Consider the following 15,997-nt stretch of genomic DNA (forward strand, 5'->3'; position numbering starts at 1 on the left):
CGGGGGGTGCGGAAGCGGGCTTTCCACGCCGATGACAGCCCTGACACACAACCGCAACGAGCGCCCGGCACGGTGGAGGGCTCCGCGGACCACCCCGAGCCGAGGAGGCGCGATGGCCAGCCCGGTGACCTCCCGGCGGACGGCCGTGCCCGCAGGGCTCGCCGCCGGCGTCCCCGGGCCGTCGATGCCGGCGCTCGAGGCGCTCGCGCCGCCCGAGACGCTGGCCGCGGACGTCCGTGCCGCCATCTCCGCCATCGCCGGCGCGACCGGTGTCTGGTGCCCCGCCCCGGCGCCGGACGGGCGCCGCATCGCCTACGTCTCCGACCGGTCGGGCCTGCCCCGCCTGGAGGTCGCCGACCTCGACGGGCTCGCCCCTCCCGCGGTGCTCTCCGACCCCGACCAGGAGGTCATCTCCGTCACCTGGTCCCCCGACGGCGAGTGGCTGGCCTACCTGGTGAGCCCCGGCGGCTCCATCTGCGCCGAGCTGCACGCGGTGCGCCCCGACGGAACCGGGCACCGCGTGCTCGCCGGCGCCGATCCCCGGGCCACCGTCTTCGCCGGCTGCTGGGCCGGACCCGGCCACTACGCCTGCTCGATCGCGCCCGGGAACGGGCCGGACGCCGACGTCGTGCTCGTCGACGTCGTCGCCGGGGAGCTGCGCACGCTCGCCTCCGGTGGCTTCCTGTCGGTCACCGCGGTCTCCGCCGACCACCGCACCGTGCTCGCCCGCCGTGGGCCACGGGCCTTCCGCCACGTCGTGGTCATCGACGTCGCCACCGGTGTGCAGCGCCGGGCGATCCGGCTGGACGCCCCCGGAGGCATCGCCTCCGAGGACGGCCGGTTCCGCGGCGACGGGCGCGCCGTGCTGGTCCGCGCCGCCCTCCCGGGCCCGCCCGGCACCGACCGCGCCGGCCTGGTGGAGGTGCCGGTGGACGACGACGGCGTGCCCTCGGCCGGCCGCCGCGTCCTGTACCGGCCGGATGCCGACCTCGACGGCTACGCGCTGCGTCCGGACGGCACCGTGCTGGCGCTGTGGACCCGCGGCGGGACCAGCCAGCTGTGGGTGCACGCCTTCTCCGACGGCGCGCTCGTCCGCGAGCTGGCGCTGCCCGAACCGGTGCTGTCCGGCTGGGCGCCGCTGTCCGGCGGCGCCGCGGTCGTCGCCGAGCTCAGCGGCCCGCGCGCGCCCCGCGGGCTCTGGCGGGTGCCGCTGGACGGGAACGGCGCCGCGGAGCCGCTGGCCTGCACCCCGGCCCGCCCCGATCCCCGGCTGCTCGTCGAACCGGTGCTGCACGAGTACGTGGCGCCCGACGGGATGCCGCTGTCCGGCTGGCTCTACACCCCGCGCGGGACGCCGGGGCCGAACCGCACCGTGGTCAGCTTCCACGGCGGACCCGAGGGGCAGGAGCGCCCCTCCTGGTCGCCGGTCACCCAGTCGCTGGTCGCCGCGGGGCTGACGGTCTTCGCGCCCAACGTCCGCGGCTCCGGCGGCTTCGGGCGTGCCTTCATGACCGCCGACGACGGCCCGGCCCGGGAGGCCTCGTTCGCCGACGTCCGCACCACCGTCGACGAGCTGGTGATCGCCGGGATCGCCGCACCCGGCCGGATCGGCGCCCACGGCTGGTCCTACGGCGGCTACCTGACGCTCGTCGCGCTGACCCGCTGGCCCGAGCTCTTCGCCGCGGGGGCTTCACTGGCGGGCATGAGCGACCTGCGGACCTTCTTCGCCGGTACCGAGCCGTGGATGGCGGCGGCGTCGGTGACCGAGTACGGCGATCCGGTGACCGATCGCGACATGCTGGCCGCGATCTCGCCGATGACCGCGCTGGACCGGGTCACCGCCCCGGTGCTGCTCGCCCACGGGGACCGGGACACCAACGTGCCGGTCGCCGAGTCGGTGCAGGCGCACCAGGCGCTGCAGGCCCGCGGCGCGTGCAGCGACCTGCTGCTCTTCGCCGGCGAGGGTCACGCCGTCGTCGGCCGGGAGAACGTGGTGGAGCTCGGCCGCCGCCTGGCCGCCTGGTTCGATCGTTGGCTGTGAGCGGGGAGCTGTTCGCCGGATACCCACCTGTGCGCACCGACGAGGCCGTCGGTCCGGACGGCCGGCCGCGCAGCGGGTGGGTGTCGCTGGCGGCTGCCCTGGAGCGGATCGGCCGCGACGGGCTGGCCGACGCCGACACCGAGCTGGCCGCGCGCCGCGAGGCGCTCGGCGTCGCCACGTCGGTGTGGGTGGACGGCCGGCAGGAGCTGCGCCCGGTCCCCATGGACCCCGTCCCCCGGCTGGTCGGGGCGCGGAGCTGGGCGACGCTGTCGGCCGGCATCGTGCAGCGGCACCGTGCGCTGGACGCCTTCCTCGCCGACGCCTACCGGCCGGCCGGACGCCGCCGCGGCGACGCCGACCGCGCCGCCGAGATCGTGCGGGCCGGCGTGCTCCCGGGGTGGGCGGTCGAGCACAGCCCGGGGCGGGATCCCGAGTCGGTCTCCCGGGCGTGGCCCGGTCAGCGACGGGCGACCGTGGCGGCCACCGACGTCGTGCGGTCGACGGACGGCCGATGGGTCGTGGTCCGGGACAACCTGCAGGTGCCCTCGGGCATCGGCTACGCGCTGGCCAACCGCGACAGCGCCCGAACGGTGACGCCGGAGCTGTTCGGCGCCGTCGGGCGGCCGGTCGCCGACCCCGCCGAGGCGATCCCGCTGCTGGCCCGGGCGCTGGCCGACGCCGCACCGCCCGGGACCCCGGGTGCGCCGCGGATCGCGCTCCTCACCCAGGGCGAGTCCGACGGCGCGTGGTTCGAGCACCAGGTGCTGGCCGCCGCCCTCGACGTGCCGCTGGTCCGCGCCGGTGACCTGTGGCCGCGCGGCGACGGCGGTCTCGAGGCGGCCGTCGGCGGGCAGCGGGTGCCGGTGGACGTGCTGTACCGGCGCTTCGACGACGCGACCTCCGGCGCGTACCGGATCGGTGCCGACGTGCCGCTGGACGTGGCCCTCACCGAGGCGGTCCGGGCGGGACGCCTGGGGCTGGCGAACGTGCCGGGCAACGGCGTGGCCGACGACGCCGCCGGCTACGCCTGGGTGCCCTCCATGGTCCGGTTCTACCTGGGCGAGGAGCCGCTGCTCGACTCCGTCCCGGCCTGGGTGCTGGCCGATCCCGCGGCGTGGGCGGAGGTGCGTGGCCGGCTGCACGAGCTCGACGTCGAGGAGGTCGCGGGGTACGGCGGGCGGCGGATCGTGCACGGCCCCGCCTGCTCCGCCGCCGAGCTCGAGGCGCTGTGCCGCGAGATCGCCGCGGCCCCGCACCGTTTCGTGGCACGGGAGCCGCTGGAGCCCTCGACCGTCCCCACCCTGGCCGACGGCGTGCTGCGCCCCCGCGCCGTGGACCTCCGGGTGTTCTCGGTGGCCGGCGCGACGACGTCCGTGCTGCCGCTGGCCCTGACCCGGGTGGCCCCCGAGGAGGGACCGGGCCGGCCGGGAGTGCCGGGCGGCGGCAGCAAGGACACCTGGCTGCTGGGCTGACCCGTCCGCGGATCAGCCGGCGGGGCGGCTTCGCAGCCGGGGGGAGCGGATCCGGACCAGGGTGCCCTCGGGGCTGGGCGTCGCGGTCACGTCGGCGAACGCGCTCATCAGCGTCGAGCCGCGGCCACGGTCCATGCTGGGCACCCGCTCGCGCCACTGGCCGTGGTCGCGCACCGTGATCTCGACCTGCTCGTCGCTCACCCGGGCGGCGACGTCGATCACCGGCACGACCGGGTCCTGGGCGTGCTCGATCGCGTTGCTCGCCGCCTCGCAGGCAGCCAGCAGGAGGTCGTAGGACTGGTCGGGGTCCACCCCTGCACCCGCCATCAGGGCCCGCAGCCGGCGACGGACCACCGGGATCGAGGCGAGCTCCGCGGGCAGCCGCCACTCCACGGCGTGCGGGTCCCCGGACCGGAGCGCCGGCGCCTGGCCGCCCTGGGCCTCGGGCTCGGGCCGGGTCACGGGGAGGGCGGGCACGGGCACGGTCGGCAGCGGGTCCCGGACGGGGTCCGGGGCCGCGTCCGGCAGGGGCACGGAGGGCGGGAGCGCCCGGCCGCCGGCGCGCTCCAGCACGACGCGCACGCGGGCCAGCAGCTCCGCGGCCCGGAACGGCTTGGCCAGGTAGTCGTCGGCGCCCGCCTGCAGGCCCTCGACGGAGGCCTCCTGGCCGGCCCGGGCGGTCAGCATGATCACCGGGACGGGACGGGTGACCGGGTCCGCCCGCAGCGCGCGCAGCAGCTCGAAGCCGTCGACGCGCGGCATCATCACGTCGGTCAGCACCAGGTCCGGCATCCGGGCGGCGACGGCGGCCAGTGCCTCCTCGCCGTTGGCGGTGGTGCGCACCGAGTAGTGCGGTGCGAGCAGGCGGGTGAGGTACGCCCGCATGTCGGCGTTGTCGTCGACGACCAGCACCGTGGCGCCGTCGGAGCCGCCGGTCTCCTCGTCCCGGGGGCGGGCCGTGTCGTCCTCCCAGCTGGCCGCCTCGCCGCGCGCGGCCTCCGACGGGACCGCCGTCGGACCGTCCGCCTCGGTGTCGGGCGCACCGAAGGGCAGGGTGACGGTGAACGTGCTGCCGCGACCGGGCTCGCTCACGACGGCGACCGAGCCGCCGTGCAGCACGGTCAGCTCGTGCACCATCGCCAGGCCGATCCCGGAGCCCTCGCGGGTGCGGGCCGTGGCCCCGCTGACGCGGTGGAAGCGCTGGAAGAGGTTCGGCAGCTCCTCGGCCACGATGCCGACGCCGGTGTCGGACACCGCCAGCGAGAACGAGTCGCCCTCGTCCCGCAGCGTCACGTCGATCCCGCCGACGAACGTGTACTTGACCGCGTTGGCCAGCAGGTTGACGACGATCTTCTCCCACATGCGGGGATCGACGTGGGCGGGCCGCTCCAGCGGGGGGCAGTCGACGGTCAGCCGCAGCCCGGCGCGCTCGGCGGCGGAGCGGAAGATGCCGGCGAGCTCGGCGGTGAACGTGGTGACGTCCGTCCGCACCCGGACGGGGGTCACCCGCCCGGCCTCGATGCTGGCGAAGTCGAGCAGGTCGTTGACCAGCCGCTGCAGGCGCCGGCCGTTGCGCATCGCCAGCTCCAGCTGCTCGCGCACGTCCGGCGGCAGGGGGTGGGGGCTGCTCTCCAGGACGTCGCCGATGGGACCCAGGAGCAGGGTCAGCGGCGTGCGCAGCTCGTGGCTGACGTCGGAGAAGAAGGTCGTCTTCGCGCGGTCCAGCTCGGCGAGGGACTCGGCCCGCCGCCGCTCGGACTCGAACGCGCGGATGTTCACGACCACACCGGCGAACTGGCCGGCCACGAGCTCGTAGAAGGACCGGTATTCGGCGTCCAGCGCGCGGTTGGGGCTCCTGCCGGCGAGCAGCAGGCCCAGCGGCTCGCCGTCCCGGGTGGCGGTGAGCGGGAGCACCACCGCGTCGGTCACCCGGTCACCGAAGGGGCCGCCGGTGACGTCCAGCCCGGCGACGACGCCGGTCAGCTCGGCCTCGCTGCCGGCGGTGTCCGGCAGCAGGCGGGCGTCGCAGCCCACGGTCGCGACGCGGCGGAACCCGGGCTCGCCGGGCGCGGAGAGGTACACGGCTGCGAAGGGGACGTCCAACGCGCCCGCCTCGAGCGCGCGGCACATCGCCGCCACCGTCTCCTGCTCGTCGCCGAGCCGGCTGCCGACGGTGGCCAGGTCGTGCAGGAGCTGTTGCCGCCGCTCGCCGAGGATCTGGCCGGTTACCTCGGTGCAGACGCCGTGCATGCCCGCGACCCGGCCCTCGTCGTCGAACGCGGGCGCGTGCGAGACGGTGAAGTAGGTCTCCTCGACGTACCCGGATCGCTCGAGCCGGAGGAGCAGGCCGGGCAGCCACGACGCCTCGAGCGTCGTCATGGCGCGGGCGATGGGTGGGCCCAGCGCATCCCACCCCTCGGCGAGGGTGACGCGGATGTCCTCGCCGATCGCGGGGTGCTTGGCGCCGATGAACGGCGCGTACGCGTCGTTGTAGAACTGGGTGAACTCGGGGCCCCAGGTGAGCACCATGGGGAATCTGGAGACCAGGAGGGTTCGGACGGCGTGGCAGAGCCCCGCCGGCCACGAGTCGACCGGCCCGACAGGACTGGCGGCCCAGTCGTAGGCGGCCATCAGCCGGCCGGCCTCGCCGCCGGCGGCGAACAGATCGGTGCCGGGACCCGATGCGTCGGGGACCACGCTCACCTCCGGCGGGGGACGAGGATCGACGGCAGCTGCGGACGGGATGTGCACCGGCGGGAGGCGACGGGGCTCCGACGTCCAGGGACGAGCACGGTACCGACGTCTCCTGGGTGCCTGGCGGAGGCCGTCAGAGCCGCCCGACCACGTGGTCGATGCACGCGGTCAGCGCGGTGACGTCGTCGGGCTCGACGGCCGGGAACATGCCCACGCGCAGCTGGTTGCGGCCGAGCTTGCGGTAGGGCTCGACGTCGACGATGCCGTTGGCGCGCAGCGTCGTCGCCAGGGCACCGGCGTCGACCGTGTCGGCGAAGTCGATGGTGCCGACGACGAGGCTGCGGTGCTCGGGGTCGGCGACGAACGGCGTCGCGTACGGCGACTTCTCCGCCCAGCCGTACAGCCGGCCGGCCGAGTCGCGGCTGCGGGCGACCGCACCCGAGAGCCCGCCGAAGCCGAGCATCCAGTCGATCTGGTCGGCGAGCAGGAACAGCGTGGCCACGGCCGGGGTGTTGTAGGTCTGGTCCTTCGACGAGTTGTCCACCGCGATCGAGAGGTCCAGGAAGCCGGGCACCCAGCGGCCCGAGGCCTTGATCTCGGCGATCCGCTCCAGGGCGTCGGCCGACATCAGGGCCACCCACAGGCCGCCGTCGGCGGCGAAGGACTTCTGCGGGGCGAAGTAGTAGACGTCGGTCTGCGAGACGTCGACCGGCAGGCCACCTGCACCACTGGTGGCGTCGACGAGCACCAGCGCGTCCTCGGTGCCCGACGGACGGGCGATCGGCGCCATCACCCCGGTCGAGGTCTCGTTGTGCGCCCACGCGTAGGCGTCGACGCCCGGGGTGGCCGTCGGCAGCGCCAGCGAGCCGGGCGCGGCCGTGACGACCACCGGGTCGCCCAGGAAGGGGGCCTCCTTGGCGCCGGAGGCGAACTTCGCGGAGAACTCCCCGTAGGTGCCGAAGGCGGCGCGGTCGCGGATCAGACCGAACAGCGCGGCGTCCCAGAACGCCGTCGTCCCGCCGTTGCCCAGCACGACCTCGTAGCCGTCGGGCAGGTCGAACAGCTGCGTCAGGCCCTCCCGCACCCGCCGGACCAGGTTCTTGACCGGGGCCTGGCGGTGCGAGGTGCCCATGATCGCCGCCCCGTCGCCGGCCAGGGCCCGCAGCGCCTCCGGGCGGACCTTGGACGGACCGCACCCGAACCGGCCGTCGGCGGGCAGGAGCTCGGCGGGGATGGTGATGCTCATCCGGGAGGAAATCCTTCTCAGGTCGGTCGGTCGTGGCCCCGTCCGGAGGCTCGCCCCGAGCGTGCGAGGGGTGAGTGGGGCGGGGTCCTCTTTCAGATCGCGGCGGCCTGGTGGTTGATGGTGTCCCAGCCCTCGACGGCCTCGGGCTTGCGGGAGTCCGGGCCCACGTAGCGGGCCGACGGGCGCACCAGGCGGCCGGTCTCCTTCTGCTCGAGGATGTGCGCGCACCAGCCGGCGGTGCGGGCACAGGTGAACATCGAGGTGAACATGTGGCTGGGCACCTCGGCGAAGTCGAGGACGATGGCCGCCCAGAACTCGACGTTGGTCTCCACGGGCCGGTCGGGACGCCGCTCGCGCAGCTCCTTGAGGGCTGCGTTCTCCAGGGCCAGCGCGGCCTCGAAACGCGGGGCGCCGAGCTCCTGGGCGGACCGGCGGAGCACGCGGGCGCGGGGGTCCTCGGCGCGGTAGACGCGGTGACCGAAGCCCATCAACCGCTCCTTGCGGCCGAGCAGGTCCTTCACGTACTTCTCGGCGTCGCCGGTCTTCTCGACCTCGTCGAGCATGTGCAGCACCCGCGAGGGGGCGCCGCCGTGCAGCGGGCCGGACATGGCGCCGATGGCGCCGGACATGGCGGCGGCGACGTCGGCACCGGTGGAGGCGATGACGCGGGCGGTGAACGTGGAGGCGTTCATGCCGTGCTCGGCGGCCGAGGTCCAGTAGGCGTCGACGGCCGCGACGTGGCGCGGGTCGGGCTCGCCGCGCCAGCGGACCATGAAGCGCTCGACGATGGTGGAGGCCTCGTCGATCCGCTTCTGCGGGACTGCGGGGGTGCCGATGCCACGGGCGGACTGCGCCACGTAGGACAGCGCCATGACCGCGGCGCGGGCCAGCTGGTCGCGGGCCTCCTCGGCGGAGATGTCCAGCAGCGGGCGGTAGCCCCAGAAGGGGGCCAGCATCGCCAGGGCGGCCTGGACGTCGACCCGCACGTCACCGCTGTGGACCGGGATCGGGAACGGCTCGGCCGGCGGGAGGCCCGGGCCGAACTTGCCGTCGACCAGCAGGGCCCAGACGTTGCCGAACGTCACCTTGCCGACGAGGTCCTCGATGTCGACGCCGCGGTAACGCAGGGAACCGCCGTCCTTGTCCGGTTCGGCGATCTCCGTCTCGAAGGCGATGACGCCTTCCAGGCCGGGTACGAAGTCGTCGGCCATCTCGCATGCTCCTCTGCGCGCGGGACTGCATACGCCCGTGGGGGCGCACGATTGCCTGCCGACCCTAGGCCGTCGTCCACGGCCAGGCACACGGGGGGCCGCGTGGATGCCGCCCGACGCGCGTGCCCGCCGCTGACGGCCTCGTCGGCGCGAACCGCTGGGCGCCCGTCCGAGCCGGGGGCGGCGGCCGGTGGAACCATGGCGGCGTGCCCGACCTCGCCCGCATGCGCCGCGACTACGACGCCGGCCGCTTCTCGGAGGACGACCTCGCGCCCACGTGGCACGAGCAGTTCGACCGCTGGTTCGCCGACTCCGTCGCCGCCGGACTGCCCGAGCCCAACGCCGTCGTCGTCGCCACGGCCGACGCCGACGGTGCGCCGGACGCCCGCATCGTGCTGATGAAGGGCTACGACACCTCGGGGTTCGTGTTCGGCACCAGCTACGCCTCGACCAAGGGCGCCCAGCTGGCGGTGAACCCGCGGGCGGCACTGGTCTTCCCCTGGCACGCGATGCAGCGCCAGGTGCGGGTGGCCGGCCGGGTGGAGCGCATCGGTGGGACGGCCTCCGACGGGCTCTGGGACCCCCGCCCGCGCGGCGCCCAGCTCGCGGCGGCGGCGTCGGTGCAGTCGACGGTCGTCGGCTCCCGCGAGGAGCTCGCCGAACGGGTGCGGCTGCTCGACGCCCAGACGCCGGAGGGGCCGCTGCCCCGGCCGGCGGCCTGGGGTGGGTACCGCGTGGTCCCCGAGCGGGTGGAGTTCTGGCAGGGCGGCGGCGACCGGCTGCACGACCGGCTGCGGTTCGTGCTCGACGAGGCCGAGGGTGGCGGCTGGATCGTCCAGCGGCTCGCCCCGTGAGCCCTCCGCAGGACCCGCAGGACCCGCTGGACCCGGTCGACCCGGTCGAGGGCGGCCGCGCGATCGAGGAGCCGGTCCCCGAGCCGGTGCGCCGTCGCCGCGGCTGGGCCGTCGACACGACCCCGCTGCGGATCCCCGCCTACCGGCGGCTCTTCGGCGGGGTGGCGCTGACGATGATCGGCCAGCAGATGACGCTGGTCGCCGTCCCGTTCCAGGTCTACGCGCTGACCGGCGACAGCTTCTTCGTGGGCGTGACGTCGCTGGTCGCGCTCGTCCCGCTGATGGTGTTCGGGCTGCTCGGCGGTGCGATCGCCGACGTCATGGACCGGCGGCGGCTGATGCTGATCACCTCGACCGGCGCTGCCGTCACCAGTGCGCTGCTCGCCGTCCAGGCGCTCCTGCCCGGCGGCGGCGACCTCGCGCTGCTGTGGGTCCTGACCGCCTTCGTGTCGGGCTTCGCCGCGGTGAACCAGCCCGCCCGCAGCGCCGCCATCCCCGCCGTCGTCGGGATCCCGCTGGTGCCGGCGGCCAACGCGCTGGCGATGACCGTGCGGCAGGTGGGCGTGATCGCCGGGCCGCTGCTGGCCGGCGTGCTGATCGCCAGCGGCGAGCTGTTCCTCACCTACGTCATCGACGCGGTCGGCTTCCTCGTCGCGGCGCTGCTGCTGCGCGGTCTGCCGGCGCTGCCGCCCGGCGGCCGGGCCGGGGTGGTGCGGCTGGGCGCCGCGGTGCGCGGCGTGGGGGAGGGCTTCGCCTTCCTGCGCACCCAGCCGGTCCTGCTGATGACCTTCGTCGTCGACGTCATCGCGATGCTCTTCGCCTGGCCCCAGGCGGTGTTCCCGGAGCTGGAGGCCACCCGCTTCGCCGGTTCGCCGAACGCCCTGGGCTGGCTGTTCGCCGGGGTCTCGATCGGCGCGCTGGTCATGGGGCTCACGTCGGGCTGGGTGTCACGGATGGACCGGCAGGGCGCGGCCGTCCTCGTCGCGATCGTGGTGTGGGGCGTGGCGATCATCGGGTTCGGCTACGCGGGCTCGCTGTGGCTGGCGGTGCTCTTCCTCGCCGTCGCCGGGGCCGGCGACATGGTCAGCGCGGTGCTGCGGTCCTCGATGCTGCAGCTGGCCGCCCCCGACGACATGCGCGGGCGCATGCAGGGCGTCTTCCTGGTGGTCGTGGCCGGCGGCCCGCGGCTCGGTGACCTGCGGGCGGGGGCGCTGGCCAGCGCCGCCGGGGTGACCGTCGCGATGGTGTCGGGCGGGGTCGTGGTCGTGCTGGCGATGGTCGCCGTCGCCCTGCTCGTCCCGTCGTTCTGGCTCTTCAGCGCCTCGCGCTCGGCGGTGGACACCGACAGCGCTGCTTCGGGAAAGTAGCGCCCCGATCGGCCGTCCGGACGACGACTTCCCCGGGGTCGGGGTCCGGACCCGCCCTCAGGCGAGCGCGCGAGCGACCACGGTCAGGTCGGCGACGAGGGTGGCGTAGGCGGCGTCCCGGGCCTCGTCGGGCGTGCGCAGGATCGCCGACGGGTGGGTGGTGGCGAGGATCCAGGTCTGGTGCGGGGCGTCCTCGTCCTGGTCGGCCTCCGGCAGCGCGGCCTCGGCGGCGCGCACGCCCGGCGGCGTCCACGGCATCAGCTGCCCGTGCTCGCGGGTGATCCGGAACGACGGCGAGATCAGCGACTTCGCCGCGGTCGCGCCGAGCGCCACGACCACCTCCGGCTGCAGGACGGCGAACTCCGCCTCCAGCCACGGCCGGCAGGCCCGCAGGTGCTCGGCGCCCGGCGTCTGGTGGATGCGCCGCTTGCCCTTGAGCGTGTGGCCGAAGTGCTTGACGGCGTTGGTCACGTACGCCGTCGCGCGGTCGATCCCGGCGTCGCCGAGCGCCTTGTCCAGCAGCCGTCCGGCCGGGCCGACGAACGGCTCGCCCTTCCGGTCCTCCTGGTCGCCGGGCTGCTCGCCGACCAGCACGACCCGGGCCGTCTCGGGGCCCTCGCCGAAGACCGTCTGGGTGGTGTCCTGCCACAGCTCGCACGCCCGGCAGCCGGCCGCGGCGCTGCGCAGCTGCTCCAGGTCGACACCGGTGGGTGGCTGCGCCACGCCGTCGCGCTCGCTCATGGCCCGATGACACCGCACCGGCGCGCTCCCCGCGAGGCGACGGGTTCGCCGTCCGTTCACCCGCGGCCGGCAGCGTCCACGCGGGTCCGGCGGGCGGCCCGCCCGAGGGGAGTACCGGTACGGGACAGGTCCGGAGCACCGCTAAGGTCCGGAGCGGGTCCCACGACGGCAGGAGGACAGGTGCTCGAGTTCGACGGGCTCCGCAAGAGCTACGGCGCGAACCAGGTGCTCGACGACGTCGGCTTCACGGTGCAGCCGGGATCGATGTTCGGGTTCTGCGGCTCCAACGGCGCGGGCAAGACCACCACGATGCGCATCGCCATGGGCCTGGTCGTGCCCGAGGCCGGCGAGGTCCGCTGGCAGGGGCGCCCGCTGGACCAGCGGACCCGCCGCCGGGTCGGCTACATGCCGGAGGAGCGCGGGCTCTACCCGAAGATGAAGGTCGGGGAGCAGATCACCTACTTCGCCCGGCTGCACGGCCTGGATGCCGCCGCCGCGGCCCGCGCCTCCGCGGAGTGGGTGGAGCGGCTGGGCCTCGGTGCCCGCCGCGGCGACGCCGTCGAGAAGCTGTCGCTGGGCAACCAGCAGCGCGTCCAGCTGGCCGCCGCGCTGGTGAGCCGGCCCGAGGTGCTGATCCTCGACGAGCCGTTCTCCGGCCTCGACCCCGTCGGCGTCGACTCGCTCGCCGAGGCGCTGCTGAGTCAGGTCCGGACCGGCGTTCCCGTCGTCTTCTCCAGCCACCAGCTGGACCTCGTGGAACGGCTGTGCGACTCCGTCGGCATCCTCGCCCGGGGGCGCATGGTCGCCACCGGGACCGTGGAGGAGCTTCGCCGCCGGGAGGCCGGCCGGCTGCTGCGGGTCGTGGTGCCGGACGCCGCGCCCGGCTGGGCGGCCGCGCTGCCCGGGACCCGGGTGGTGTCCGAGCAGGCCGGGGACACGCTGCTCGAGCTCCCCGACGGGGCCGACGACCAGGCGGTGCTGGCCGCCGCGCTGCGCACCGGGCGGGTGACGCACTTCGCCTGGCGCGAACCCACCCTGGTCGAGCTGTTCCGCGGCGCGGTCGCCGACCCGCGCACCGACGAGGAGGTGGCGGCGTGAGTGCGCCCAGCAGCACCGAGCGCGGCCCGGGCAGCGGCGAGCTGGTCCGGCTCGTCGCCGGCCGGGAGATCTCCACCCGGCTGCGGGACAAGAACTTCCTCGTCGGCCTGGGCGTCACCATCCTGCTGCTGCTCGGGCTCCTGTTCTTCCAGGTGCTCATGAGCTCCGGGAGCGACGAGCGGCGACTCGGCATCGTGGGGGACGGCTCCGCGGTGGCCGCCGCCGTCGAGGCGCAGGGCGAGGCGGTCGGTGTCGACGTCACGGTCGTGGAGCTGGACGACGAGGACGCCGCCCGCGCCGCGGTGGAGGCCGGGGAGGTCGACGGCGCGCTGCTGGCGTCCGGGCCGGCGCCCGAGCTCCTCCTCCGGGACCGCAGCCCGACCATGGAGGCGGTCGTGAACGCCGCCGTCGCCGGCATCGCGGTCGCCGAGCAGCTGGCCGAGGCCGGCGTCGACCTCGCGGCCGTGCCCGAGGTGGAGGTCACCGCGCTGAGCGGTGAGGACGACGAGGCCGAGCAGGAGCAGGTCCTCGTCGCGATCATCGGCGTGGTCCTGCTCTACGGCCTGCTGATCATGTTCGGCCAGTTCATCGCGCAGGGCGTGGTGGAGGAGAAGTCCAGCCGGGTGGTCGAGCTGCTGCTCGCGACCATGCGCCCCTGGCAGCTGCTGGCCGGCAAGATCATCGGCCTGGGCGTCCTGGGCCTGGCGCAGATCGTGATCATCGGCGTCATCGGCGTCGCCGGGGCGCTGGCCTTCGACCTCGTCGCGGTGCCGGGGGACCTCGTCGGCACGGTGGTCTCGGTGGTCCTCTGGTTCGTCCTCGGCTACGCGTTCTACGCGGCGATCTTCGCCATGGCGGCGTCGCTGGTCAGCCGGCAGGAGGACCTCGGCAGCGTGCTCACCCCGATGATCCTGCTGCTGGTGGTCGGCTTCTTCATCGGCCTCCAGGCCGCGTCGGACCCCGCGGGCACGATGGCCGTGGTCACGTCCTACGTGCCCGGTCTGTCTCCACTGGTCATGCCGGTCCGGCAGGCCGCCGGGGAGGTCGCGGTCTGGGAGATCGCCGTCGCCGTCGTCATCATGCTGGTGGCGATCGTCGCGGCGGTCCGGATCGGCGGGCGGATCTACGCCGGCGCGCTGCTGCGCACGAGCGGGAAGACCAGGCTGCGGGAGGCGCTGGAGGCCGGGCGCGGCTGACCCGGTTGGCCGTAACCGACCCGGGGTAGCCGCGCCGCATGGGCATGCAGCTGGGCTACACGATGATGACGGAGCAGGCCGGGCCGAAGGACCTCGTCGGCCACGTGGTGGGGGCGGAGGAGGTCGGGTTCGACTTCGCCGTCAGCAGCGACCACTACTTCCCGTGGCTGGACGAGATGGGTCACTCGCCGAACGCGTGGGTGACCCTCGGGGCGGCGGCGCAGGCGACCAGCCGCATCCCGCTGATGACCTACGTGACCTGCCCGATCTTCCGCTACCACCCGGTCGTGGTGGCCCAGCAGGCCGCGACGCTGCAGATCCTGTCCGGTGGCCGGTTCACCCTGGGCCTGGGTGCGGGCGAGAACCTCAACGAGCACGTCGTCGGCGCCGGCTGGCCGCCGGCCGACGTCCGCCACGAGATGATCATGGAGGCGCTGCAGATCATCCGGGACCTGTTCGACGGCGAGGGCCACACCAACTTCCGCGGCGAGCACTTCGACGTCGAGTCGGCCAAGCTCTGGGACCTCCCGGACACGCGGGTACCCATCGGCTTCGCCGCCGGCGGGAAGCAGGCGGCCACCATCGCCGGTGAGCTCGCCGACGTGCTGGTCGCGACCGATCCGCTGTCCGAGCTGGTGGAGGCCTTCGAGGCGGCCGGGGGCGCGGGGAAGCCGAAGGTCGCCCAGATGCCGATCAGCTACGGCACCGACAAGGCGGCCGCCGTGACCCGGGCCCACAGCCTGTTCCGCTGGTTCGGCCTCGGCTGGAAGGTGAACGCCGAGCTGCCCGGGCCGAGCGCCTTCGACGCGGCGAGCTCGTTCGTCCGCGAGGAGGACGTCGAGGGCAGCATCCCGTGCGGGGACGACGTCGAGGCCGTGATCGAGAGCGCCAAGGAGTACGCGGACGCCGGCTTCACCCACCTGGCCCTCGTGCAGATCGGCGGGGACCAGCAGCAGCCCTACCTGGAGTGGACGCGGGACCGCCTGCTGCCGGCCTGGCGCGAGGCGTTCGGGAGCTGACGGGCGCGCCGTCGTCGGGGGCCGGGACAGCTGATCGGGTGACCGATCGGCTCCCGGCCGCTCCCTTGGGGTGAGGTGGCGCCGCAGGGGGCAGCGCAGGGGGCCCTGCGGCCCTGATCATCGGCGGCATGACCGAGGACCTCGACGTGCGGCTGCGGCGGCTGCTCGCCTCCGATGACGCCGATGCGCTCATCGACCTCGGCTGCGATCTCGCCGACGCCGGCCGGCAGGCCGACGCCGAGGCGTGCTTCCGTCGCGCGTTCGACCTCGGCGACAGCGTCGCCGCCTACAACCTCGGCAACTCGCTCGCCGCGCAGGACCGCTGGGAGGAGGCGGTCGACGCCTACGAGATCGCGCTGCGCGGCGGCGAGGCCGACGCCTGGCGCAACCTCGGCCTGGTGCTGGAGGACCTCGGCGACCTGGCCGGTGCCATGCGCGCCTACCGGGGTGCCGCGGCCGCCGGCGACCTCGAGGGCGGTCTGCAGCTGGCCTTCCTGCTGCGCGACCAGGGCGAGCGGGAGCAGGCCATGGCGGTGGCCGAGGAGTTCGCCGCGGCCGGCGACGAGGAGGCCGCCGCCGTCGTCGCCTGCTGGCGCTGGTGCTCCAGCCTGGACCCGTCGCTCGAGGCGGACCTGCGCGCCGGGCAGCACCACTTCCCGGCCGCCCGCGCCGACCTCGCGCACCTGCTGCGCGAGACCGGCCGCTCGGCCGAGGCGCGCTCGGTGCTCGAGCGCGGCGCGAAGCTGGGGGAGCAGGTGGCCTGGCTGCCGCTGGGCAACCTCTACCGCGAGGAGCTGGGCGACGAGGAGGCCGCCGAGGAGGCCTACCGCAGCGGCATCGCCGCCGGGGACCCGTACTGCCACCAGAACCTGGCGGTATTGCTGGCCGATCGCGGGGACCTCGAGGGCGCCGTCGAGCAGTTCCGCCTGGGAGCCGCAGCCGGGGACCAGCTGGCCGCCCAGTGCCTGCAGGAGCTCGAGCGCGACTGACGGCGGACCCCGAGTCCCGCCCGTCGCGAGCACCGGGTGGGATTCGGGGCGGGGCCGTAGCCTCCCCGT

Annotated in this window: 12 protein-coding genes; 8 read left to right on the top strand and 4 right to left on the bottom strand. The window is 75.1% G+C overall.

Going from position 1 to position 15,997, the window contains the following annotated elements; all coding sequences use genetic code 11:
- Positions 1-112: 112 nt before the first annotated feature.
- Positions 113-2,041 carry a S9 family peptidase gene (locus C5507_RS00995; RefSeq protein WP_104526657.1) on the top strand — a complete coding sequence of 643 codons (1,929 nt, stop codon included), beginning with the start codon at positions 113-115 and terminating at the stop codon, positions 2,039-2,041.
- A complete protein-coding gene (locus C5507_RS01000; RefSeq protein ID WP_104526658.1) occupies positions 2,038-3,513 on the top strand; it encodes a circularly permuted type 2 ATP-grasp protein in 1,476 nt (491 codons plus the stop codon). Before C5507_RS00995 ends, C5507_RS01000 begins: the two co-directional genes overlap by 4 nt.
- A gap of 12 nt (positions 3,514-3,525) precedes the next feature.
- On the opposite strand, the gene C5507_RS01005 is transcribed toward C5507_RS01000, so the two are convergent.
- The 3 genes from C5507_RS01005 to C5507_RS01015 form a co-directional block, all read right to left on the bottom strand.
- Positions 3,526-6,210 (bottom strand): ATP-binding protein, encoded by a 2,685-nt coding sequence (locus C5507_RS01005; protein WP_242611327.1) that lies wholly within the window; start codon positions 6,208-6,210, stop codon positions 3,526-3,528.
- 130 nt (positions 6,211-6,340) lie between these two features.
- Positions 6,341-7,453, bottom strand: coding sequence for a phosphoserine transaminase (gene serC / locus C5507_RS01010; RefSeq protein WP_207225906.1), 1,113 nt, complete (start codon positions 7,451-7,453; stop codon positions 6,341-6,343).
- Between the two features lie 92 nt (positions 7,454-7,545).
- Positions 7,546-8,664 (bottom strand): citrate synthase 2, encoded by a 1,119-nt coding sequence (locus tag C5507_RS01015; protein ID WP_104526659.1) that lies wholly within the window; start codon positions 8,662-8,664, stop codon positions 7,546-7,548.
- Positions 8,665-8,870: 206 nt separating this feature from the next.
- Here C5507_RS01015 and pdxH point away from each other — a divergent pair, with 206 nt between their 5' ends.
- Positions 8,871-9,518 (top strand): pyridoxamine 5'-phosphate oxidase, encoded by a 648-nt coding sequence (pdxH, locus tag C5507_RS01020; RefSeq protein WP_104526738.1) that lies wholly within the window; start codon positions 8,871-8,873, stop codon positions 9,516-9,518.
- Positions 9,515-10,885, top strand: a complete 1,371-nt coding sequence (locus C5507_RS01025; protein WP_207225907.1) for an MFS transporter — start codon at positions 9,515-9,517, stop codon at positions 10,883-10,885. Before pdxH ends, C5507_RS01025 begins: the two co-directional genes overlap by 4 nt.
- Before the next feature lie 57 nt (positions 10,886-10,942).
- On the opposite strand, the gene C5507_RS01030 is transcribed toward C5507_RS01025, so the two are convergent.
- The gene (locus tag C5507_RS01030; protein WP_278044336.1) at positions 10,943-11,686 is read right to left on the bottom strand and encodes a UdgX family uracil-DNA binding protein; all 744 of its coding nucleotides are present in this window, start codon (positions 11,684-11,686) and stop codon (positions 10,943-10,945) included.
- Positions 11,687-11,806: 120 nt separating this feature from the next.
- Between C5507_RS01030 and C5507_RS01035 the strand changes: the two genes are divergently transcribed.
- The 4 genes from C5507_RS01035 (at position 11,807) to C5507_RS01050 (ending at position 15,928) form a co-directional block, all read left to right on the top strand.
- Positions 11,807-12,724, top strand: a complete 918-nt coding sequence (locus C5507_RS01035) for an ABC transporter ATP-binding protein (RefSeq protein ID WP_104526661.1) — start codon at positions 11,807-11,809, stop codon at positions 12,722-12,724.
- Positions 12,721-13,920: an ABC transporter permease gene (locus tag C5507_RS01040; RefSeq protein ID WP_104526662.1), complete on the top strand. Its 1,200-nt coding sequence runs from the start codon at positions 12,721-12,723 to the stop codon at positions 13,918-13,920. Before C5507_RS01035 ends, C5507_RS01040 begins: the two co-directional genes overlap by 4 nt.
- Positions 13,921-13,958: 38 nt before the next feature.
- Entirely contained in the window at positions 13,959-14,939 is a 981-nt protein-coding gene (locus C5507_RS01045; RefSeq protein ID WP_104526663.1) for a TIGR03557 family F420-dependent LLM class oxidoreductase, read from the top strand.
- A 128-nt stretch (positions 14,940-15,067) separates the two neighbouring features.
- Positions 15,068-15,928: a tetratricopeptide repeat protein gene (locus C5507_RS01050; protein ID WP_104526664.1), complete on the top strand. Its 861-nt coding sequence runs from the start codon at positions 15,068-15,070 to the stop codon at positions 15,926-15,928.
- Positions 15,929-15,997 lie beyond the last annotated feature (69 nt).

This window comes from Blastococcus saxobsidens (genome assembly GCF_002938435.1).
GTDB classification, from domain to species: Bacteria; Actinomycetota; Actinomycetes; order Mycobacteriales; family Geodermatophilaceae; genus Blastococcus; species Blastococcus saxobsidens.